The organism is Shinella sp. S4-D37 (assembly GCF_040812195.1).
Lineage (GTDB): Bacteria > Pseudomonadota > Alphaproteobacteria > Rhizobiales > Rhizobiaceae > Shinella.
Genome location: NZ_JBFNXL010000005.1, coordinates 3222930 through 3241805, shown reverse-complemented (window position 1 = coordinate 3241805; position 18876 = coordinate 3222930). Strand labels below are relative to the sequence as shown.

The window sequence follows — 18876 nt, the reverse complement described above, 5'->3', positions numbered from 1 at the left end:
GGAATGACGATGCCGGATCCTATCGAAGGCAAGAGACCTGCGGGCGCCGCCATCCGGCGCTTCCCGGCGACATGCCGGACCATCCCCGTCGCCCTCGCCGGCAGGCGCGCCGCGCCGCCGCGGCAAGCCCGTTTCAAGATGCATATATGGAAGGAACAGACAATGACCAAGACCTTGAGCACGACCTTCGTGACCGCCCTCCTCGCCGCCTCCGTCTACGGCAGCACCGCAGCGCTGGCCGGTGGTGACGGCGAATACTATCGCGGCATCGACCGCGGCCAGACCCAGAGCCAGACCGTCGACCGCGTGACTACGCACAGCATCGGCAGGAGCGAGGTTGCCTCCACGACGGTCGCGGCAGCCGTCGGCCCCGCCAATGGCGACTATTACAGGGGTCTCGACAGGGACGATCGCTGACCGCCCGCCGCATGACCACTCCCAAGACTGACCAAAGGAACGGAACGATGAGAAAGTCCCTCAACGCCACTTTCGCCGCCACCCTGCTTGCAGCCTCGCTGCTCGGCGGCTCGGCGGCCTTTGCCGGCGGCAGCTACTACGAAGGCATCTGGCCCAGCGCGAAGCAGGACCGGATGATCGAAATCAAGCGGCAGGCCCGCATGGCGAACGGCTATATCCATCCCCCCGTGGAGCGCCGGTCGCAACGGATCGGCCCCGCCCACGGTGATTATTATCCGGGTCTCGATCGCACGGTGGTCGCCGACTGAGAGCATACTGCCTCTCTCGTCTCCGAAGCGCCCGGCTCGCCGGGCGTTTCTCGTGCCCGCAGGGCCGTTCTCTCCTGCTGTTTGTCGAGGCGCGCCGTAGCCTTGCGAAGCGGCCTCACGTTACGTGAAAGCATCCAGCCTCGCGCCAGCTTGCTTGCCTAGGTTCCGCTTCGGCCAGCATGCAGGCCCGCAAGTGGAAGACAGGACCGCACCCTCCTTCCGCTTAACCCCCGGGCCTGCATGTGGCCTTGCGTCTCAGGCGAGGCGCGTGCCTTCCCCCCAAAACGTTCCTCTGCTATCGGGGTCCCGACAAGGGAGACCGCAATGGCGAAGACGGCTGCAGACTGCACGACGATGGCGGACATCCGGGAGAACATCGACCGGATCGACCGCGCGCTGATGGCGCTCTTCGCCGAGCGCTGGAGCTTCATCGGCCGGGCGGCCGAGATCAAGGCCGGCCTCGACATCCCCGCGGACGTGCCGGAACGCGTTAAGGAAGTGCGCGACAATGCGCGCCGCAATGCCGGGGCCCTCGGCCTCGACGGCGCCTTCTACGAAGAGATCTGGGCACGGCTCATCAACCATGCCATCGTCCACGAGAAGACGCTGCTCGGCGAGAAATAAGCGTCAGATCTGGTTGCGCTTGCCGAGGTGCTCTTCCCAGTCGAGCGCCGTGCGCACGATGAAGCCGAGGTCGTCATGTTCCGGCTTCCAGTCGAGCTCCCGCATCGCGACGGAGGGGTTGGCGACGATCAGCACCGCATCGCCCGGCCGGCGCGGAGCGAAGCGCACCGGAAAGTCCTTGCCGGAGACGGCCTTCACCTGTTCCAGCACCTCCAGCACGGAGAAGCCGCGGCCGTAGCCGCAATTGGCGACGATCGAGCCGCCGCCCGCCCGCATGCGCTGCAGGGCCTTCAGATGCGCATTGGCCAGGTCGGTGACGTGGATATAATCGCGCACGCAGGTGCCGTCGGGCGTCGGGTAGTCCGTGCCGAACACGTCCATGCCCGCGCGCTTGCCGAGCGCCGCCTCGCTTGCCACCTTGATGAGATGCGTGGCGCCCGCCGTCGACTGCCCGGTGCGCCCGCGCGGATCGGCGCCGGCGACGTTGAAGTAGCGCAGCGCCGTATAGGTGAAGTCATGCGCGGCGGCGGCGTCGCGCAACATGATCTCGGTCATCAGCTTGGACGAGCCGTAGGGCGATTCCGGCCGCAGCGCCGCGCTTTCCAGCACCGGTTCCGGGCCGTCCGGCGTGCCGTAGACGGCGGCGGTGGAGGAGAAGACGAAATGCGGGATCTTTGTCGCGATGGCCGCGGCGATCAGCGCCCGTGACTTGACCGTGTTGTTGTCGTAATAGGAGAGGGGATCGGCGACCGATTCCGGCACGATGATCGACCCGGCGAAATGGATGATCGCGTCGATGGCGTTTTCGGAGAAGATGCGCGCCAGCAGCGCCGCATCGGCAAGGTCGCCCTCGTAGAAGCGCGCCTCGGGCGCCACGGCCCAGCGGAAGCCGGTCGAGAGCCGGTCGAGCACCACGACCTCCTCGCCGGCATCGATGAGCGCCCAGACCATGTGGCTGCCGATATACCCCGCGCCGCCCGTAACCAGAACCGCCATGTCATTCCCCGAATCGACTGAATTGCCGGCATATCACCCTGCCGGCCGACAAGACGCAACCGCAATTGCGGCGCATTTGCGGACCCCTCCCGCCGAACACAAGGAAGACCGCCATGTCCGATCGTTTCATCCTCATCTCCGGCTGCTCCGGCGGAGGGAAATCGACCCTTCTGGAGGCGCTTCGCCGGCGTGGCCACGCCGTCGTCGAGGAGCCCGGCCGGCGCATCGTGCGGGCGGAACTGGCGAGCGGCGGCACGGCCTTGCCGTGGCTCGATCTTGCCGCCTTCGCCCGGCGCGCCATAGCGATGGCGCTCGCCGACCGGGCGGCGATGCAGCATCATCCCGGCCCCGTCTTCTTCGACCGCGGCCTGATCGACGCGGCCGTTGCCCTCGATGCCGAAGGTGGCGCGCCGGTCCTGCCCGCGCTGGCCGCGGCGCATCGCTACAACCGGCAGGTCTTTCTGACGCCGCCCTGGCCCGAGATTCGTGCTGACGATCCGGAGCGCCGGCACGATCATGCGGCTGCGCTTGCCGAATACGAGCGGCTGGAAAAGGCCTATCCTGCGCTCGGCTACGCGGTGGTGGTCGTGCCGAGAATGCCGGTGGCCGCGCGCGCCGATTTCGTGCTCGGCCGCCTCTGATCCCTTCACCGCGCCGCGATGTAGCGGGCAAGCCGGTCGGCCGCCTCGGCGACCTGCCCGGGATCGCGCAGGAAGCAGGCGCGCATGAACAGTTCGCCGCCAGGCCCGAAGGCCGTGCCGGGCGCAAGGCCGACATTGGTACGGTCGACGATATCGATCGCGGCAAGGCGCGAATCCGTCACGCCGTCGATCTTCAGGAAGGCATAGAGCGCGCCGTCCGGCTTCAGCGTCTCGACCCGGTTGGTGGCGATCAGCGCGTCGCAGAAGACGTCGCGGTTCTTCGCTGCCTTGTCGATGTTCGCCCGCACGAAGGCATCGCCCTCGTCGAGCGCCGCGATGGCGCCTTGCTGAAGGAATTGCGGCACGCCGGAAGTGGAATATTGGATGAGGTTTTCCAGCACCTGGCCGATTTCCGGCGGCGCGACGATCCAGCCGACACGCCAGCCGGTCATCGACCAGTTCTTCGAGAAGGAATTGACGAAGACCACCCTGTCGCCCTCTTCCATCACGTCGAGGAAGGAAGGCGCGCGGCCGCCGGCATAGTGATAGAGCGCATAGATTTCGTCGGCCATGATCCACAGGCCATGGCGCCGCGCGATGGCCAATAGGCTGGCAAGGTCTTCGCGCGTCGCCGTCCAGCCGGTCGGGTTGGAGGGCGTGTTGACGAAGAGCACGCGGGTCCTCGGTGTGATCGCCGCCTCCACCCGCGCAAGGTCGACCTGCCAGCGTCCGCCGGCAAAGGCGAGTGGCACGGCAATGGGGTTGGCGCCCGAAAGCTCGGCGGCCGCCGCGAAATTCGGCCAGGCCGGCGTCAGATAGACCATGTCGTCGCCCGGCGAGACGAGCGCCTCGATCGTCAGCTTGATCGCCTGCATGCCGGAGCCGACGACATAGAAATGCTCGGCCGGAAGCGCAGCGCCGAAACGGCGGCCATAGTAGCGCGAAAGGGCGGCGCGCAGTTCGGGAATGCCGCGCTGCCAGGTATAGAAGGTCTCGCCGCGCAGGAGCGCCTCGGCCGCGGGCCGCGCAATGAAGTCCGGCGTCGGCAGGTCCCCCTCGCCGACCCAGAGCGGGATCAGCCCTTCGCGTCCGCGCGCATAGTTGACCACCTCGACGATCCCGCTTTCCGGGGCGCGGAGCGAGCGCGGGCTGAGACTTTCGATGAGGGTCATGGCAGATCACTCCGGCAGGGTTGGACCACGCTTCGTGGCGGCGAAGCGGCCCAAGACCTAGCCGGTTTCGCGCCGCCATTCACGCCAGTTTCGCTGACGGACCCATCGAAATCGGTGATGGAAGGGCGCGGCCGCTATCCTCCGGGGCCGACATTCAGGCTCCTGTCAGACGCACGCCCGCTCGATGGCGGCGGCCTCCGGCTGCAAAGGCAGACGGGGGAGGCAAGTGGGTCTTCCGGTTCACGATCTATGGCAGGCGCCCAGTCGCTGAAATCGACCAAACCACCATTCGAGACGTGATAGCACCTATCTGGCACGCGAAGGGGAGACGGTGAAAGGCGCTTAGCTGCTCCGCCTGGTGGAGAACGAATAGCAGGAACCCGTAGGGATAGGCCGGCCAACCGACGAGCCAGGATGTACCGCCTGGTTTCCCTACGGCCCACGGTGCTTCGCAAGGTGCTGCGATGGCGGATTTTGACGACAAGCACTTCTGGATCGGTAAACGGGGTTGGCCCGCTGATGCGTACGACTACGTGTTCCCCGGCCGCGCCGTGCTAGCAATCGGCCGAAGCCTGTTCCCCTCCGAGTGGACGGGGCAGAGATGGCAGCACGGGATTGCCGTGCTGGCGCTGCACCACGCCAAGAGGGCCGCTAGATGCCGGTGGTACCGTTGGAGAGTGTAAGACGCCGCCCCTCACTGCCTGACCGGCTATCCGCCAGCCGTTCTCTGACGGACCTGCTTCTCTTTTCGTTTCCGTTGTGGCGCAGGGACAGGCGCAGTAGCGGCCTCTTTCGCCAAACGAAGCGCGCGGAGCTTTTCGGTTTTGATCTCGCGCACCTTTGCTTCCTGCGCGATAATTCCTTTTGCAATGGAATTGGTCGCTTCCGACTTCTGCCCGGCGCTTGCCTTCGTCGGTTTGAAAAACTGCTGTTTTGTCGCTGTCATTCGTCACCTCCTTCGGAGTGGCATCGCTCTGGGGCTAGCGTTGACCCACGGCCGGCTTCTTCTTTGGCGCGGCGATCAATCCTTCACGCTGGGCTTTCTTGCGCGCCAGCTTGCGGGCGCGCCGCACGGCTTCCGCCTTCTCGCGCACTCTTTTTTCCGACGGCTTCTCAAAAGCGCTGCGCGCCTTCATTTCGCGAAAGAGGCCTTCCCGCTGCATCTTCTTCTTCAGAACCCGAAGAGCCTGATCGACATTGTTGTCTCGTACAAGAACCTGCAAGATATTTCCTTTCAAAAGTCGGCTGAAACCGCTTCTATGATCCGATTATTTACTGATCCGGATGCTGGAAGCTTTGAACCAAGGCTCTTTGTTGCTTTCAGAACGTCGCGGAGCAGGCGACGGCCGCGCTGCTGCGCTTTCCTGTTCCTCGATATCGCTCGCAAGGATGCGGCGTTCGAACTTCTCGTTGCCAAGGTGGACCCGGTACTGGATCTCTCCGTGGTCTGACGGCAGGACGCCGACAATTCGGCAGGGTCGGTTGCCTTCCGCGCGGCGGAATAGATCGGGCTTGAGCTTGACCATGTCGCCGACGGCATAAACTGTCTGGCTCATGACCAGGCCCCCGCGTAGCGTGTGGTTGGAAACAAAAAGGCCGGGCATTACCCCGACCTCTTCCTGTCGTTCGTCATCGACGCTGCCAGTACATCCGTGGTCAGCGGAGAGAGACGACAATTCCTTATGCTGCGCGCAGATTGTCAGCCGAGTTCTTGCCGGACTTGCGGTCCTGCACGACATCGTAGCTTACCTTCTGGCCCTCAACGAGAGAGTTGAGGCCCGCGCGTTCGATGGCGGAAATGTGCACGAAAACGTCTGTTGCACCGTTGTCGGGTGCGATAAAGCCAAAGCCCTTGGTGCTGTTGAACCACTTTACAGTGCCTGTGTTCATAACGATTTCCTTTCAATCGTTGTTGATGTCGCCGGATTGGCGAACCATGTAGATCGACGATGAGAGGAGATCTGACCGGGCCACTGGGGCGATAGACAAAAGGTCGCAAGCAAAGTTCGATAGGCTTAAGATAGGTGTTTCCGCGGCGCTAGCAAGTTTTTATTTTTGCCAATTCCCCGAGGTAGTGGTTTTCTGTTCGATAAACTCATTTGTTTTCAAAGCGGTAGCTCGTTTTTATTTTTTTGGTGGCGCATTTGGATTTCGCCTTTATTTGCCTGAGCAGGCGTCAATGTGCGGCAGGGTGATGTGCAAGGCATCCCTCCGGCGCATGGAGCCGGGCGAGTCGCGCAGCTTGCGGCCGATGGCATTTCCTTTTTGCGCTTCGACGGCAACGAGGTGACGCTGCAAATTCTGGTGGCTCTTCGACACGATCGACGAGTGGGGAAAATGGATCGAGTGGCTGGACGCGCCGTCGAAGCCGAGAGGGGTTTCGCTTATGAAGCCCGGGAAACAGCCTCCGTCGTCGGAAAATGTGGAACTTTGTGCGCTTAGCCGACTTGGCGCCTTGCGGCCGGCTCACTGCGCTGCCTTCGCATCGCGTCCGCCGCAAAGGAAGAGCCGAGATGAACGACATCTCAATGCAGCAGGTCGGCGAGATTGCCGCCATCACTCTGGTGGTCAGGCAATTGCTGGCCCGCCTCCCACAGGAAGAGCAAGATCAAATCCGTGCATTTGCAAACGGCCGGCTAAGTATACCCGAGGGGCGCGGCGTGGAAATCGACAGGGTCGCGTCTGCCGCGAAAAGAGAACTGGACATTCTGTTCACGGCGGCCATCCCCGAATAGTCAGTGATTGCGAGCCATAAATGACCTTATTTGATTGCTTGCTAAGACGGCAGTGAAGGCGCAAGGTCAAATCTTCAGTAGCCACGAAAAGGGCGCTGCTGTTTGAGGGCTGGCTACCCTGGCCCCAACGAGAGGAGGACGCGATGTCTTCCCTGTTTCCCCGCCGGCAAAACCGATACCTCGTCACTGCGATTTCGTCTGACTGCGCGGTCGCCGCCAGCCTGGCTACGGTCGTCTACATCCTGACAGAGGGATGGTTATGGTGATTCTGAAATTGCAAGGCCCCAAGTCATTCGCGCGACTCAAGAGAGAGAGAGAGAGAGAGAGAGAGAGAGAGAGAAGGGTTCCTATTCCTTTCACTCCACAGCCAACGCGACCCGCATATGTGGCGTTGCCTTAGAACAGCAGGCGAACGTGACAGATGCTCAAGGTGAGCTTTCGATGAGAACCACAGAAACCGAAATTACATTCACCCAGCCGTTCCAACTCGACGCGCTCGTAGAGGCGCAAGAAGCTGGAACATATCGGCTTCTGGTCGATGAAGAGCTTATCGAAGGCCTGAGTTTCCCCGCCTACAAGCGGGTGGCTGCACATCTCGAAATTCCGCCTATTTCTGCGGCGACGGGCAAGCGTCAATATCTTCAGGTTTCTTACGATGAAATCTATCGCGCCCTCGCCTTGGATGCGAAACGAGCACGGCAAACTGATACGCGACCGCCTTCGGGCTGGGTCGGGCCTTAATTCCTGAAGAAAGGAGAATAAGATGTCTTCCGCCATTCGGAACGTTGATTTCAACCCGGCAAGCAATCGCATTCTCAACCAGATGCTCCACAAGGCGGGATATGTAACCGGGAGAATGACCCCGCTCTCAGGCCCGCTGGCGGAACAGTCCCGCGCGGTGCTGCGCCGTTTTATGGTCGCGGTGGTCGACCGTAGCGGAGAAAGAACTCCTCCTGGGCCAAAAACAGGTGTGGCATACGGACAGTCGTAGGATCTCTGCGGTTGCGTTGCATTCCGCCGATGGGACCGGCTTTCTCGCTTCGCTCCACATCCAGAATAGTTGCCTTTGTCGTCGCCTCTGCAAACGAAAACTTGTCGATTGCGCGGCCCTGCTTCGCTTCCGCCCCCGCGATTCCGGCCGCTTTCTCGGGGTGAAGCTCCAGATAGATTGCCTTCCGCCTCGCCGTCTGCGAGGCTGGCCCAGTCGAGACGGGCGGTCCTTTCCGCCATGCCGGCGCGGCGCATCACGGCGGAACATCGCGTCTCAATCTTAGTTTCCAATAAATATCGAAAACAATGGAGGCTGAGATGTTTCAGGCATCTCTTGGCGGCGGCTTCGGCGCGCAGGGGTACGGCCTGCGCGCTTCGATCCGTGCCGCAGTCGCGTACGATGAGCTCTGCTCACAATACAAAATCGAACTTACCTTCGAGCCCCAGGCAATCATCGTCGAGGGACGGGTTCCGCCCGCGGTCGCGCGAAGGGTTCGCCAGATCATCACCGAGGTTGCTGGTGCAGTTCCGGTATGGGACCGGACGTTCTGGGTAGGATGAGCACGCCCCGGCGGTCGGGCTACGAACCTATTTGCGCTGCAGAACAATTTTGCTGGTGGTGACAGATTTGCCTGATTTCGGATCCCTGTCTGCGGTCGTCAGGATGAGACCACCAGACGCGGCCTTGGCTACGGAGAGTTGGGCGCTGCGGTCGCCTTCCCGTTGCGCTTATGCGAGACTTCTCGACCTTGAGAAGGAGTTCGCTGAGCGTGTAATCGATCACCGCCAGTTCGAGCATCCCTCACGGTCGATGCTCGACCGCGATCCAGACGTAGCAGTGTTTCTTATCCAGCGGTTCGGCAAATCTGCGATGGCAGGTATTCTAAAGGCATGTCGAAGGCAGTTCGGTAAGGCGCGAACACCTTCTCAATCCGCCGCCTCGCCTATTGGAAAAGGGTACGAGACGAGGCGCATGCAGCGTCAAATTCTGCTGCCATCTGAACTTGCGCGCCGCGCCAAGCGAAATTGCGCGCTACATTAACGCGTGACCGTGGGAAAGAGCAATTTTGCGGGGTGTGCTAGCTTAGTTCCAGCACAAGCAGGCTTAAAGAGTTTTTCAAAAAATCAATGATTTCAATGGTTTGATGGTGCCCGGAGGCGGATTTGAACCACCGACACGCGGATTTTCAATCCGCTGCTCTACCAACTGAGCTATCCGGGCATCCGGGTGGATTTCACATGGAAATCAGTGGGGCGTTTGGTTTCGCCCCGGAAGCGAGCGGGTTATAGCATCTTGCAAAAATGTGTCCAGCCCTCGCGGGCGTTTTTTGCGGGAAAAATGGCTGGTTTTGCAAGTGGCGGAAAACGTTGGGTTTTTGGCGTGTGACAGGGGCGTCACATATCGTCTTCGTCGGCTTTCGTCTCGTCGTCGGCGACGGGGATGGCGTAGGAGCCGGAGAACCAGCGGTTGAGATCGACGTCGCGGCAGCGGTTCGAGCAGAAGGGATAGTGCTCGCGCGCCGAGGGACGCTTGCAGATCGGGCAGGGCACGGCCTTGCGCAGCGGGGCCACGGTGGCCGCCGGCTTTTCGCTTTCCTTCGTCATGTCAGGCATCCGTCCAGCCGGCATGCACGTCGAAGCCTTCGCCCGAAAGCAGGGCGAGGGTTTCGTAGAGCGGCAGGCCGACCACGTTGGTGTAGGAGCCGACCAGCTTGACGACGAAGCTGCCGGCAATGCCCTGGATGGCATAGCCGCCCGCCTTGCCACGCCATTGGCCGGAGGAAAGATAGGCCTCGATGTCGGTGGTCAAAAGCCGCTTGAAGCGCACCTTCGTGTCGATGACCTTCTGGCGCACCGTGCGGTCCGGCGTGATGAGGCAGACGCCGGTGAAGACGCGATGGCTGCGGCCGGAGAGCAGGTGCAGGGCGCTGGAGGCCTCGTCGATCATCTCGGTCTTGGGCAGGATGCGCCGGCCGACCGAGACGACCGTGTCGGCGGCCAGGATATAGCTGCCGGAAAAGGACGGGTCGCCCTTGACGGCGGCGAGCGCCGCCTGGGCCTTGCCCGTGGAGAGCCGGCGCGCCAGCGAGCGGGGATGCTCGGAGCGCTTCGGCGTCTCGTCGATATCCATGGGCATCAGGCGTGCGGGCGCAATGCCCGCCTGCGCGAGCAGTTCGACGCGGCGGGGCGAGCCGGATGCCAGGATGAGCGTGTCGGTCTGCGCCATGGGGTCTCCGGGGTGCGCCGGTTTCAGCTCTCGGGCCGCGGGCCGGGCAAGGGCGCGGCCGCTCGTCCCGCTGGGAGGAGCTTACTTGAAACGGTAGGTGATGCGACCCTTGGTAAGGTCGTAGGGCGTCATCTCGACCAGCACCTTGTCGCCGGCGAGAACGCGGATGCGGTTCTTGCGCATGCGGCCCGCGGTGTGCGCGATGATCTCGTGCTCGTTTTCGAGCTTGACGCGGAAAGTGGCGTTCGGGAGCAGTTCCGTCACGACGCCGGGAAATTCGAGGACTTCTTCTTTTGCCATCTTTGAGCGATATTCCTGTAGGGTGGATTCGGGGAGGCCGGATGCCCGCCTCGAAAAGTTGCCGGAAACTACACAATCCCCAGGGCTTTGTGAACACCGAAGCGCCGGCTTTCTGCATTTGCCGGAAACAGGGTTGTACTCGACCTAGCCCAGGGCCTTCAAACGCTTCTCTATCAGCATCTTCAGGAACTCGCGAACCTCGCGGTACGCGCTGAGGATCTGCTCGCGCGTGCCGGTCGCCACCGTTGGATCGGGCGTCGGCCAGTACATGACGTCGACCGCCATGGAGCGGGTGAGCTCAAGCGCGGCGTGGTGCGCTTCCGGGGCGAGCGTCACGATGAGATCGAAATAATCGTCCTCCAGCTCGTCGAGCGAATGGGGCGCATGGCGGCCGAGCGACAGGCCCACCTCGCCGAGCACGGCATCGACGAAGGGATCGCGTTCGCCGGGCCGCACGCCGGCCGAGGCGACATAGGTGCCGGGCAGCACGCTGCGGGCGATCGTCTCGGCCATCGGCGAGCGCACCGCATTCATGCGGCACATGAAGAGTATCGAACGGGGCGTTCGCGACCGGGCTTCCTGCGGTGCCGGGAAGACGCCCTCCATCCACTCACCCGCGCCAGTAGAGAACGCAGACGAGGGTGAAAAGCCGCCGGGCCGTGTCGAAATCGAAGCGGATCTTCCCCGACAGCCGGTCCATCAGCGTCTGCGAGCCCTCGTTGTGGATGCCGCGCCGGCCCATGTCGATCGCCTCGATCTGGCTGGGCGTTGCCGAGCGGATCGCCTGGTAATAGCTCTCGCAGATCAGGAAATAGTCCTTCACGATGCGCCGGAAGGGCGTCAGCGAGAGGATATGGGTGGCGACCTCCTCGCCCGCTTCCGTGCGGATGGCGAAGACCAGCTTGGAATCAAGCAGCGAGATGTTGAGGCGATAGGGGCCGCCGGCATGGCCGATCGGCTCGAACGAGTTCTCCTCGATCAGGTCGAAGATGGCAACGGCACGCTCGTGCTCCACATCCGGCGTGGCGCGGCCGATCGTGTCGTCCAGCACCACGTCGCAGAGGCGGAAGCTGCCCTTCTTGCCCATGCCTATGGCTCCAGGTTGAGCCGGATGGCGACGGAGCGGGCATGCGCGCCGAGACCCTCGGCCTCGGCAAGCGTGATGGCAGCGGGGCCGAGGGCGCGAAGCTGGTCGGCGCCGAGCCGGAGGATCGAGGTACGCTTCATGTAGTCGAGCACCGAAAGGCCGGAGGAGAAGCGGGCGGATCGCGCGGTCGGCAGCACATGGTTCGAGCCGCCGACATAATCGCCGATGACCTCGGGCGTGTGGCGGCCGACGAAGATGGCGCCGGCATTGCGGATTTTGGACATCAGCGCGTCGGGATCGGCCGTGGCGATCTCCAGATGCTCGGCGGCGATGCGGTTGGCAAGCGGCACGGCCTTGGCAAGGTCGGGTACGAGGATGATGGCGCCGAAATCGCGCCAGCTGGCGGCGGCGGTCTCGGCTCGCTCCAGCGTCCTGAGCTGCCGTTCGACGGCGGCTTCGACGGCATCGGCCAGCGAAGGACTGTCGGTGACGAGGATCGACTGGGCGCCGACATCGTGCTCGGCCTGGGCGAGAAGGTCGGCGGCGAGCCAGTCCGGGTCGTTGTCGGCATCGGCAATGACGAGCACTTCGGAGGGACCGGCGATCATGTCGATGCCGACCGTGCCGAAGACCTGGCGTTTTGCCGCGGCGACATAGGCGTTGCCGGGGCCGGTGATCTTGGCGACGGGCGTGATCGTCTGCGTGCCGTAGGCAAGCGCCGCGACGGCCTGCGCGCCGCCGATGCGGTAGATCTCGTCGACGCCGGCAATGCGCGCTGCGGCAAGCACCGCCGGGTTGATCTCGCCATCCTTCGCCGGCACGACCATGACGAGGCGTGGCACGCCGGCGACCTTGGCCGGCACGGCATTCATCAGCACGGAGCTCGGATAGCTCGCGGTGCCGCCGGGAACGTAGAGGCCGACGGCGTCGATCGCCGTCCAGCGCGAGCCGAGGCCGACGCCGATGTCGTCCTCGTAGATGTCGTCCTTCGGCCGCTGGCGGGCATGGTGCTTCTCGATGCGCTGGGCGGCAAGCTCGAGCGCGGCGATGATCTTCGGATCGACCGTGTCATAGGCCGTTTCGATCTCCTCCAGCGAGACGCGCATGGAGGTGACGGAAAAATCGAGGCCGTCGAACTTCTTCGAATAGTCGGCCAGCGCCGCGTCGCCGCGGGCGCGCACATCGTCGATGATCGTGCGCACGACGGTATTGACGTCTTCGGAGACCTCGCGCTTGGTGGTCAGGAAGGCAGCGAACCGGCTTTCGAAATCGCTGCTCTGGTAGTCAAGTCTGATCGCCAAGTCGTCCGTCCTGTCGTCTTCCGGCCAAGGCGCCGGCGAAATCCCTCAAACCGCCGGATGGCGGGGCTTCAAGCTGGTTTCCCATGCCCCGCCGGTATCTGCAAGCTGAACTTCGACGCATTCCACATCCAGCGCGATGGAGGCGCTGCCGGAGAGCACGAGTTCCAGCGTGCCGTCCGGGCCTTCGCCCTTCTGCGCGAAATTCACGGCGAGCAGGGAGAACACCGCGTCCTGGTCCTTGCGGTCGATGCCGAGCGAGCGCACGGCGCCGACGCGCTTGAAGGCGACGATCGCGCGGCGGCGTTCGAAGGCCTTGCCGCGGCCGACCGCCTTTTCCCAGACGAAGCGGTTGATGACGACGGAAAAGATCTTGTGGCGGGCATCATAGGAAAGGCCGTCGGTCTTGAAGACGGCGTCCTGCAGATGGGCGGAAACGACGGAGAGGTCTTCCGTGTCGAGGGCGAGCAGTTTCAGGCTGTCCATGGTGCGTCCTTCGGGGGCAAGCCGGCAAGGGAGCGGGAACGCGCCTTCGCAAGCGGCATTGCGGGAAAATGCTTGGGGACGCCGCCGTTTGCGGCATCCCGGTCTTTTCCACGAGATAGGACGGCGCGCGGCAGACTGCAACGCCCGCCGGGCAAGGAAGATCAGTCGCTGACGCGTTCGACGACGGCGCCGCAGCGGGTGAGCTTCTCCTCCAGCCGCTCGAAGCCGCGGTCGAGATGATAGACGCGCGACACCATGGTCTCGCCCTCGGCGGCAAGGCCGGCGATGACCAGCGAGACCGAGGCGCGCAGGTCCGTCGCCATGACGGGGGCGCCACGCAGCCGCTCGACGCCCTCGATCTTGGCCGTCTGACCGGAGAGCGAGATCTTCGCGCCGAGGCGAGCCAATTCCTGCACATGCATGAAGCGGTTCTCGAAGATCGTCTCGGTGATGTGCGAAATGCCGCTCGACTTGGTCATCAGGCCCATGAACTGCGCCTGCAGGTCGGTCGGGAAACCGGGGAAGGGATCGGTGACCACGTCGACCGGCTTGATGCCGCCGCCGTTGCGCACGATGCGGATGCCGCTTTCCGTCGCGGTGATCTCGGCGCCGGAGCGGCGGATCGCTTCGAGCGCGGTATCGAGCAGCGCTGCATCCGTGCCTTCGAGCGTCACGTCGCCGCCGGTCATGGCGACGGCCATGGCATAGGTGCCGGTCTCAATGCGGTCGGGCAGCACGCGGTGGCGCGCGCCGGAAAGCTGGGTGACGCCCTCGATGGTGATCGTCGCGGTGCCCGCGCCGGTGATCTTCGCGCCCATGGCGTTGAGGCACTTGGCGAGGTCCCGCACTTCCGGCTCGCGGGCGGCATTGCCGATGACCGTCGTGCCCCTGGCGAGCGTCGCAGCCATCATCAGTACATGCGTCGCGCCGACGGAGACCTTCGGGAAGGTGTAGCGCGCACCGATGAGGCCGCCTTCCGGCGCCGTCGCCTCGATATAGCCGCCGTCGATCTCGATCTTCGCGCCGAGCGCGGCGAGCGCCTCGATGAAGAGGTCGACCGGGCGCGTGCCGATGGCGCAGCCGCCCGGCAGCGAGACGCGGGCCTTGCCTTCCCGGGCGAGCAGCGGGCCGATGACCCAGAAGGAGGCGCGCATCTTCGAGACGAGCTCGTAGGGCGCCGTCGTGTCGACGATGTTGCGCGAGGTGAAATGGATCGTGCGGGAATAGCCCTCGCCCTGGCGCTCGCGGCGGCCGTTGACGGAAATGTCGGCGCCGTGGTTGCCGAGGATGCGGATGAGCTGCTCGACGTCTGCGAGATGCGGCACGTTTTCCAGCGTCAGCGTGTCGTCGGTGAGAAGCGAGGCGATCATCAGCGGCAGCGCGGCATTCTTGGCGCCGGAAATCGGGATGGTGCCCCTGAGTTCGTTGCCGCCTACAATTCGGATACGATCCATGTGCGATTACGGGCCGGGCCCGCCTTTCCTAGAATGTCGGCTTTCGGAGATGGCGGCCTCTTTAGAGCATCGCGATCGAAAAATGAAGACCTGCCGCCCGACCGCCTCTTTGCGCGTGCCGGCCGGAAAACCACCCCCGTCGTCTTCGGGTGAAGACAGGGCTTCGACTAACCGTCCGATTCGTCTTTTTTTGCGGCAGGATTGCCCCCGGGAAGCCCGGTCGTCTCGTCCGCCGCACCGGCCCGCCGGGCGCGCGCCTGCTGCTTGCGGCGCTGGAGATTGTCGCGCAGCGTCTTGGCCAGCCGCTCGGCGCGAATCTCCGCCTCGGTCCTGATTTTCCCGCTCTTCGTCTCGTCCTTGCCGCCCATGCCCGTCCTCTTATCGGAAACCGTCCCGGCAAAAAAGCACTCCCATCACCAGATTTGTTGCGATAATCGCAAAATCGCCGCTTGCACTGCCCGGTGACCTATGGCAATAGGCCCTCGCTCACGCGGAACAGACCTTCGTTTCGCCGGATGCTGCTATAGCTCAGGGGTAGAGCACTCCCTTGGTAAGGGAGAGGCCGAGAGTTCAAATCTCTCTAGCAGCACCATTTCTCCTCGTTTTATTTCCATTTTCCGCACCCGCTGCCGCCTTCCTGCGTATCTGGCCGGGCGGTTCGCCGACGATGCGTTTGAAGGCGCGGGCGAAGGCGGCCTGGGAGCCGAAGCCGAGGCGGCGGGCGGCGGTGTCGATCGAGAGCTTGTCGCGGCGGAACCATTGTTCGGCAAGGCGCATGCGCAGGGCAAGCACGTAGCGCTGCGGCGTCACGCCCGTCACCTCGACGAAGCGTTTTGCGAAGACCGAGCGGGAACTGCCCATTTCCTCGGCCATGTCGGCGAGCGTCCAGGTGCGACCCGGCTCGCGGTGGAGGGCGGCGATGACGCGGCCGAGGCGCGGGTCGCGCAGCGCCTCGATCCAGCCTGTCGCATCGCCACAGCCGCATTCCACCCAGCCGCGCACGATGGAGGCGGCGACCACGTCCGCAAGGCGTGCCAGGATGCCGGCCGAGCCGACGCGCTCCTCTCCCATCTCCCGTTCCATCGCGTCGAGCAGCGGCATCAGTTCGGGCTGGCGGCCGATCAGCGCGCCGACCGACATGATCTGCGGCATGAGGCCGACGAGCGGATGCAGCGTGTCGAGCTCGAATTCCATGCGGCCGGTGAAGATCAGCGTGTCGTTTTCCCGGCCGGCGGCCTTGATGCAGGCCTCCACCGCCGCCACATCGGCGCAGAGCGGCTTTCGCGCATAGCTTTCGTAGTCGCGAATCTGGACATGCGGCCCGGTGACGATCTCATGGGCCTCGCCGCGCGGCAGAAGCACCGCATCGCCGCAGCCAAGTTCGCGCGCCGTCTCGCCCGGGGCCTGCAGCAGGACCTTGCCGCGGGCGACGAAATGGAAGCGGGCTTCCGGCCCCGCCGGAAAGCGGATGCCGAAGGGCGGGCTGAGTTGGAGCCGGCCGTAGCTGGCGCCGCGCAGGCGCATGCCCATCAGGAGTTCGCTGACGGGATCATGCTGGTTTTTGACAGGGTCGGACGATGGATCAAACATTGCGGATAAAATGACATTGTGCGTCCTGCATTTCAACCCACCTCTTGGAGCACGCACTGCAACAGGAAAGGGATGGCAGATGACGGATGCAACAATCGCGGCGCCGCAGAGCGAAGCGGATACGCGACCGGCCTGGGGGGCCGTGATATCGATGACGTTCGGCGTGTTCGGGCTGGTCGGCGCGGAATTCCTGCCCGCAAGCCTCTTGACGCCGATGGCAGCCGATCTTCGGATCTCCGAGGGCATGGCCGGCCAGGCGGTGACGGCGACGGCGGCGGTGGCGCTGGCGACGAGCCTGCTGGTCACGGTGGTGACGCGCAGGATCGACCGGCGGCTCGTGCTGCTCGGTCTTTCGGTCCTTCTGATCTTCTCGAACCTCCTGGTGGCGATGGCGTCGAACCTTGCCATGCTTCTGGCCGGGCGCGTGCTGCTCGGCATGGCGCTCGGCGGCTTCTGGACGCTCTCGGCGGCGACCATGATGCGGCTGGTGCCGGAGGCCTATGTGGCGAAGGCCCTGTCGGTCATGTTCCTTGGCGTGTCGGCGGCGACGGTCTTCGCCGCGCCGGTCGGCAGCTATGTCGGCGATATCGTCGGCTGGCGGAACGTCTTTTTGGGCGCTGCCGTGCTCGGCGCGCTGGCGCTCGTCGTGCAGCTTGCGACGCTGCCCTCGCTTCCGCCGCGCGGCCATTCGCGCTTCGGCACGCTCTTCGAGGTGCTGAGGCGGCCCGGTGTCGGTTTCGCGATGTTCGCGATCCTGCTCGTCTTCACCGGCCATTTCGCCTTCTTCACCTATATAAGGCCGTTCCTCGAAACGGTGACGGGTCTCGGCGTCGAGGGCTTCTCGGCCGTCTTGCTCGGCTTCGGCATCGCCACCTTCTTCGGCAATTATCTCGGCGCGGTGCTGCTGGAACGCTCCATGCGCTTCACGTTGACGATCATGCCCGTCGTGATGGGCGTGCTCGCCCTCTCGCTCTCCGCCTTCGGGGGAAACCTTGCCGGAGACGCGGCCATGGTTGCGCTCTGGGGCCTTGCCTTCGGCGCGGTGCCGGTCGCCTGGTCGACCTGGATCACTCGCGCCGTGCCTGACGAGGCCGAAAGCGCCGGCGGCCTCTTCGTCGCCGCCATCAACTTCGCCATCGCCACGGGTGCCGCCGCGGGCGGGGCCCTGTTCGATACAACCGGCGTGACGAGCGTCTTCGTCGCCAGCGGCGCCGTGCTGCTGCTGGCCGCACTCACCATCGTCTCGGCGGTGCGCACCCGGCCGGCCTGATCGCATGGGGTGGCGGCGCTCCCGTCGCCATCTCCTTATTTTCGTTTGCGCGCGGCAGTCCCTGTTCCCCTTCATGCTTTTCGGTCTAGAACTCCAGTCGAGGATTGTTGGAGGAGCGGCGCGTGACGATGACGGCAGGCGATTTTTCGCGGGGAACTTTTGTCGGGCGCGTCTGGCGGCCGGATGTGCAGGGGCCGGCGGTGGTGATGCTGCGCGAGGGCAAGCTGTGTGACATCACGTCCCGGGCCATCCCGACGATGCGCGACCTCCTGGAGGCGGACGATCCGGCGGCTGTCGCCCGCGCGGCGCCCTGCGATCCGTTCGGCACGCTCGATGCCGTGCTGGAGGCCTCCGTCGAGGGCGCCGGCAATTTCTCCCGGCTGCACCTGCTCGCGCCCTGCGACCTCCAGGCCGTCAAGGCCTGCGGCGTCACCTTCGCCCGTTCGATGATCGAGCGCGTGATCGAGGAGAAGGCGGCGGGCGATCCGGCGCTGGCGGAAAAGGTGCGCGGCCGCGTCACGGCCATCATCGGCGACAGCCTGCGCGCCCTGAAGGCGGGCTCTGAAGCCGCGGCCAAGGTCAAGGCGGCGCTGATCGAGGAGGGCGTCTGGTCGCAATATCTGGAGGTCGGCATCGGGCCGGATGCCGAGGTCTTTACCAAGGCTCCGGTGCTGGCCGCCGTCGGCTGGGGCGCCTCGGTGGGGCTGCACCCGATCTCCAAATGGAACAATCCGGAGCCGGAAATCGTGCTCGCCGTCGACAGCCGGGGCCGCGTCAAGGGCGCGACGCTCGGCAACGATGTGAACCTACGCGACGTCGAGGGCCGCTCGGCGCTGCTGCTCGGCAAGGCGAAGGACAACAATGCCTCCGCCGCCGTCGGCCCCTTCATCCGCCTCTTCGACGAGACCTATGCGATCGACGACGTGCGCACGGCCGATCTCGATCTCCTGATCGAGGGCGAGGACGGCTTCGTGCTGAAGGGGCGCAGCACGATGCGCGAGATCAGCCGCGATCCGCTCGACCTCGTCGCCCAGACGATCGGCAAGCATCACCAATATCCTGACGGCTTCCTGCTGTTCATGGGCACGCTCTTCGCGCCCGTCGAGGACCGCGATACCCCCGGCCAGGGTTTTACCCACAAGACCGGCGACCGGGTGACGATCTCCAATGCCGAACTCGGCGCGCTTGCCAACACCGTTCGCCTTTCCACCGAATGCCCGCCCTGGACCTTCGGCATCGCCGCGCTGATGCGCAACCTCTCCTCCCGCGGGCTCCTTTGAT

At 64.3% G+C, this 18876-nt stretch carries 26 protein-coding genes, 2 tRNA genes and 1 pseudogene; 12 read left to right on the top strand and 17 right to left on the bottom strand.

The window, feature by feature from the left end:
• Positions 1-162: 162 nt before the first annotated feature.
• From AB3G45_RS23400 to AB3G45_RS23390, 3 genes are all read left to right on the top strand, one after another.
• Entirely contained in the window at positions 163-417 is a 255-nt protein-coding gene (locus AB3G45_RS23400) for a hypothetical protein (protein WP_367832817.1), read from the top strand.
• Positions 418-464: 47 nt separating this feature from the next.
• Positions 465-725 carry a hypothetical protein gene (locus AB3G45_RS23395; RefSeq protein WP_367832816.1) on the top strand — a complete coding sequence of 87 codons (261 nt, stop codon included), beginning with the start codon at positions 465-467 and terminating at the stop codon, positions 723-725.
• Between the two features lie 324 nt (positions 726-1049).
• Positions 1050-1349 carry a chorismate mutase family protein gene (locus AB3G45_RS23390; RefSeq protein ID WP_367832815.1) on the top strand — a complete coding sequence of 100 codons (300 nt, stop codon included), beginning with the start codon at positions 1050-1052 and terminating at the stop codon, positions 1347-1349.
• A gap of 3 nt (positions 1350-1352) precedes the next feature.
• On the opposite strand, the gene galE is transcribed toward AB3G45_RS23390, so the two are convergent.
• Positions 1353-2345 (bottom strand): UDP-glucose 4-epimerase GalE, encoded by a 993-nt coding sequence (gene galE, locus AB3G45_RS23385; protein WP_367832814.1) that lies wholly within the window; start codon positions 2343-2345, stop codon positions 1353-1355.
• 113 nt (positions 2346-2458) lie between these two features.
• Here galE and AB3G45_RS23380 point away from each other — a divergent pair, with 113 nt between their 5' ends.
• Complete coding sequence (locus AB3G45_RS23380; RefSeq protein WP_367832813.1) at positions 2459-2986, top strand: AAA family ATPase; 528 nt, start codon at positions 2459-2461, stop codon at positions 2984-2986.
• 5 nt (positions 2987-2991) lie between these two features.
• Here the strand turns inward: AB3G45_RS23380 and AB3G45_RS23375 are convergent, their stop codons facing one another.
• From AB3G45_RS23375 to AB3G45_RS23355, 5 genes are all read right to left on the bottom strand, one after another.
• On the bottom strand, positions 2992-4158 hold the full coding sequence (locus tag AB3G45_RS23375) for a pyridoxal phosphate-dependent aminotransferase (RefSeq protein ID WP_367832812.1): 1167 nt from the start codon (positions 4156-4158) through the stop codon (positions 2992-2994).
• Between the two features lie 709 nt (positions 4159-4867).
• Entirely contained in the window at positions 4868-5104 is a 237-nt protein-coding gene (locus tag AB3G45_RS23370) for a hypothetical protein (protein ID WP_367832811.1), read from the bottom strand.
• A gap of 34 nt (positions 5105-5138) precedes the next feature.
• Entirely contained in the window at positions 5139-5381 is a 243-nt protein-coding gene (gene rpsU, locus AB3G45_RS23365; RefSeq protein WP_367832810.1) for a 30S ribosomal protein S21, read from the bottom strand.
• 45 nt (positions 5382-5426) lie between these two features.
• Complete coding sequence (locus AB3G45_RS23360) at positions 5427-5714, bottom strand: cold-shock protein (RefSeq protein ID WP_367832809.1); 288 nt, start codon at positions 5712-5714, stop codon at positions 5427-5429.
• Between the two features lie 124 nt (positions 5715-5838).
• On the bottom strand, positions 5839-6048 hold the full coding sequence (locus AB3G45_RS23355) for a cold-shock protein (protein ID WP_367832808.1): 210 nt from the start codon (positions 6046-6048) through the stop codon (positions 5839-5841).
• 291 nt (positions 6049-6339) lie between these two features.
• Here AB3G45_RS23355 and AB3G45_RS23350 point away from each other — a divergent pair.
• From AB3G45_RS23350 to AB3G45_RS23330, 5 genes and pseudogenes are all read left to right on the top strand, one after another.
• Positions 6340-6559 (top strand): annotated as a pseudogene (locus tag AB3G45_RS23350) (hypothetical protein); the annotation flags it as partial.
• Positions 6560-6671: 112 nt separating this feature from the next.
• Positions 6672-6893, top strand: coding sequence for a hypothetical protein (locus tag AB3G45_RS23345; protein ID WP_367833695.1), 222 nt, complete (start codon positions 6672-6674; stop codon positions 6891-6893).
• Between the two features lie 441 nt (positions 6894-7334).
• Positions 7335-7634 (top strand): hypothetical protein, encoded by a 300-nt coding sequence (locus tag AB3G45_RS23340; protein WP_367833659.1) that lies wholly within the window; start codon positions 7335-7337, stop codon positions 7632-7634.
• A gap of 22 nt (positions 7635-7656) precedes the next feature.
• Positions 7657-7884 (top strand): hypothetical protein, encoded by a 228-nt coding sequence (locus tag AB3G45_RS23335; RefSeq protein WP_367832807.1) that lies wholly within the window; start codon positions 7657-7659, stop codon positions 7882-7884.
• Positions 7885-8201: 317 nt separating this feature from the next.
• Entirely contained in the window at positions 8202-8444 is a 243-nt protein-coding gene (locus AB3G45_RS23330) for a hypothetical protein (RefSeq protein WP_367832806.1), read from the top strand.
• 585 nt (positions 8445-9029) lie between these two features.
• Here AB3G45_RS23330 and AB3G45_RS23325 read toward each other — a convergent pair.
• The 10 genes from AB3G45_RS23325 to AB3G45_RS23280 form a co-directional block, all read right to left on the bottom strand.
• A tRNA-Phe gene (locus AB3G45_RS23325) sits at positions 9030-9105 on the bottom strand.
• Positions 9106-9278: 173 nt separating this feature from the next.
• Positions 9279-9488 (bottom strand): DNA gyrase inhibitor YacG, encoded by a 210-nt coding sequence (gene yacG, locus AB3G45_RS23320; RefSeq protein ID WP_367832805.1) that lies wholly within the window; start codon positions 9486-9488, stop codon positions 9279-9281.
• A gap of 1 nt (position 9489) precedes the next feature.
• The gene (locus AB3G45_RS23315) at positions 9490-10110 is read right to left on the bottom strand and encodes a Maf-like protein (protein WP_367832804.1); all 621 of its coding nucleotides are present in this window, start codon (positions 10108-10110) and stop codon (positions 9490-9492) included.
• Between the two features lie 81 nt (positions 10111-10191).
• Positions 10192-10410, bottom strand: coding sequence for a translation initiation factor IF-1 (infA, locus tag AB3G45_RS23310; RefSeq protein WP_004435948.1), 219 nt, complete (start codon positions 10408-10410; stop codon positions 10192-10194).
• Positions 10411-10554: 144 nt separating this feature from the next.
• Complete coding sequence (locus AB3G45_RS23305; RefSeq protein ID WP_367832803.1) at positions 10555-11016, bottom strand: low molecular weight phosphatase family protein; 462 nt, start codon at positions 11014-11016, stop codon at positions 10555-10557.
• Between the two features lie 4 nt (positions 11017-11020).
• On the bottom strand, positions 11021-11497 hold the full coding sequence (locus AB3G45_RS23300) for a UPF0262 family protein (protein ID WP_367832802.1): 477 nt from the start codon (positions 11495-11497) through the stop codon (positions 11021-11023).
• Between the two features lie 2 nt (positions 11498-11499).
• Positions 11500-12798, bottom strand: a complete 1299-nt coding sequence (hisD, locus tag AB3G45_RS23295) for a histidinol dehydrogenase (protein WP_367832801.1) — start codon at positions 12796-12798, stop codon at positions 11500-11502.
• Between the two features lie 45 nt (positions 12799-12843).
• Positions 12844-13281: a DUF2948 family protein gene (locus AB3G45_RS23290; RefSeq protein ID WP_367832800.1), complete on the bottom strand. Its 438-nt coding sequence runs from the start codon at positions 13279-13281 to the stop codon at positions 12844-12846.
• 161 nt (positions 13282-13442) lie between these two features.
• Positions 13443-14735, bottom strand: coding sequence for a UDP-N-acetylglucosamine 1-carboxyvinyltransferase (murA, locus tag AB3G45_RS23285; protein ID WP_367832799.1), 1293 nt, complete (start codon positions 14733-14735; stop codon positions 13443-13445).
• Between the two features lie 167 nt (positions 14736-14902).
• Positions 14903-15103 (bottom strand): hypothetical protein, encoded by a 201-nt coding sequence (locus AB3G45_RS23280; RefSeq protein ID WP_367832798.1) that lies wholly within the window; start codon positions 15101-15103, stop codon positions 14903-14905.
• 149 nt (positions 15104-15252) lie between these two features.
• Between AB3G45_RS23280 and AB3G45_RS23275 the strand changes: the two genes are divergently transcribed.
• Positions 15253-15327: transfer RNA gene (locus tag AB3G45_RS23275), tRNA-Thr, on the top strand.
• Here AB3G45_RS23275 and AB3G45_RS23270 read toward each other — a convergent pair.
• Positions 15306-16325 (bottom strand): AraC family transcriptional regulator, encoded by a 1020-nt coding sequence (locus AB3G45_RS23270; RefSeq protein ID WP_367832797.1) that lies wholly within the window; start codon positions 16323-16325, stop codon positions 15306-15308. The two genes, AB3G45_RS23275 and AB3G45_RS23270, sit on opposite strands and share 22 nt — an antisense overlap.
• A gap of 79 nt (positions 16326-16404) precedes the next feature.
• Between AB3G45_RS23270 and AB3G45_RS23265 the strand changes: the two genes are divergently transcribed.
• Both AB3G45_RS23265 and AB3G45_RS23260 read left to right on the top strand, forming a co-directional pair.
• Entirely contained in the window at positions 16405-17595 is a 1191-nt protein-coding gene (locus AB3G45_RS23265) for an MFS transporter (RefSeq protein WP_367832796.1), read from the top strand.
• A gap of 128 nt (positions 17596-17723) precedes the next feature.
• Positions 17724-18875, top strand: a complete 1152-nt coding sequence (locus AB3G45_RS23260; RefSeq protein ID WP_367833658.1) for a fumarylacetoacetate hydrolase family protein — start codon at positions 17724-17726, stop codon at positions 18873-18875.
• The last annotated feature ends 1 nt before the right edge of the window (position 18876 follow it).

Coding starts and splice junctions, on each gene's coding strand:
- AB3G45_RS23270 (WP_367832797.1), bottom strand. CDS start 16,325: ATGTTTGATCCATCGTCCGACCCTGTCAAAAACCAGCATGATCCCGTC.
- galE (WP_367832814.1), bottom strand. CDS start 2,345: ATGGCGGTTCTGGTTACGGGCGGCGCGGGGTATATCGGCAGCCACATG.
- AB3G45_RS23300 (WP_367832802.1), bottom strand. CDS start 11,497: ATGGGCAAGAAGGGCAGCTTCCGCCTCTGCGACGTGGTGCTGGACGAC.
- AB3G45_RS23280 (WP_367832798.1), bottom strand. CDS start 15,103: ATGGGCGGCAAGGACGAGACGAAGAGCGGGAAAATCAGGACCGAGGCG.
- AB3G45_RS23370 (WP_367832811.1), bottom strand. CDS start 5,104: ATGACAGCGACAAAACAGCAGTTTTTCAAACCGACGAAGGCAAGCGCC.
- AB3G45_RS23400 (WP_367832817.1), top strand. CDS start 163: ATGACCAAGACCTTGAGCACGACCTTCGTGACCGCCCTCCTCGCCGCC.
- murA (WP_367832799.1), bottom strand. CDS start 14,735: ATGGATCGTATCCGAATTGTAGGCGGCAACGAACTCAGGGGCACCATC.
- AB3G45_RS23265 (WP_367832796.1), top strand. CDS start 16,405: ATGACGGATGCAACAATCGCGGCGCCGCAGAGCGAAGCGGATACGCGA.
- AB3G45_RS23375 (WP_367832812.1), bottom strand. CDS start 4,158: ATGACCCTCATCGAAAGTCTCAGCCCGCGCTCGCTCCGCGCCCCGGAA.
- AB3G45_RS23290 (WP_367832800.1), bottom strand. CDS start 13,281: ATGGACAGCCTGAAACTGCTCGCCCTCGACACGGAAGACCTCTCCGTC.
- AB3G45_RS23335 (WP_367832807.1), top strand. CDS start 7,657: ATGTCTTCCGCCATTCGGAACGTTGATTTCAACCCGGCAAGCAATCGC.
- AB3G45_RS23340 (WP_367833659.1), top strand. CDS start 7,335: ATGAGAACCACAGAAACCGAAATTACATTCACCCAGCCGTTCCAACTC.
- AB3G45_RS23380 (WP_367832813.1), top strand. CDS start 2,459: ATGTCCGATCGTTTCATCCTCATCTCCGGCTGCTCCGGCGGAGGGAAA.
- AB3G45_RS23315 (WP_367832804.1), bottom strand. CDS start 10,110: ATGGCGCAGACCGACACGCTCATCCTGGCATCCGGCTCGCCCCGCCGC.
- AB3G45_RS23360 (WP_367832809.1), bottom strand. CDS start 5,714: ATGAGCCAGACAGTTTATGCCGTCGGCGACATGGTCAAGCTCAAGCCC.
- AB3G45_RS23390 (WP_367832815.1), top strand. CDS start 1,050: ATGGCGAAGACGGCTGCAGACTGCACGACGATGGCGGACATCCGGGAG.
- AB3G45_RS23395 (WP_367832816.1), top strand. CDS start 465: ATGAGAAAGTCCCTCAACGCCACTTTCGCCGCCACCCTGCTTGCAGCC.
- AB3G45_RS23305 (WP_367832803.1), bottom strand. CDS start 11,016: ATGGAGGGCGTCTTCCCGGCACCGCAGGAAGCCCGGTCGCGAACGCCC.
- AB3G45_RS23330 (WP_367832806.1), top strand. CDS start 8,202: ATGTTTCAGGCATCTCTTGGCGGCGGCTTCGGCGCGCAGGGGTACGGC.
- AB3G45_RS23355 (WP_367832808.1), bottom strand. CDS start 6,048: ATGAACACAGGCACTGTAAAGTGGTTCAACAGCACCAAGGGCTTTGGC.
- AB3G45_RS23345 (WP_367833695.1), top strand. CDS start 6,672: ATGAACGACATCTCAATGCAGCAGGTCGGCGAGATTGCCGCCATCACT.
- yacG (WP_367832805.1), bottom strand. CDS start 9,488: ATGACGAAGGAAAGCGAAAAGCCGGCGGCCACCGTGGCCCCGCTGCGC.
- infA (WP_004435948.1), bottom strand. CDS start 10,410: ATGGCAAAAGAAGAAGTCCTCGAATTTCCCGGCGTCGTGACGGAACTG.
- AB3G45_RS23260 (WP_367833658.1), top strand. CDS start 17,724: ATGACGGCAGGCGATTTTTCGCGGGGAACTTTTGTCGGGCGCGTCTGG.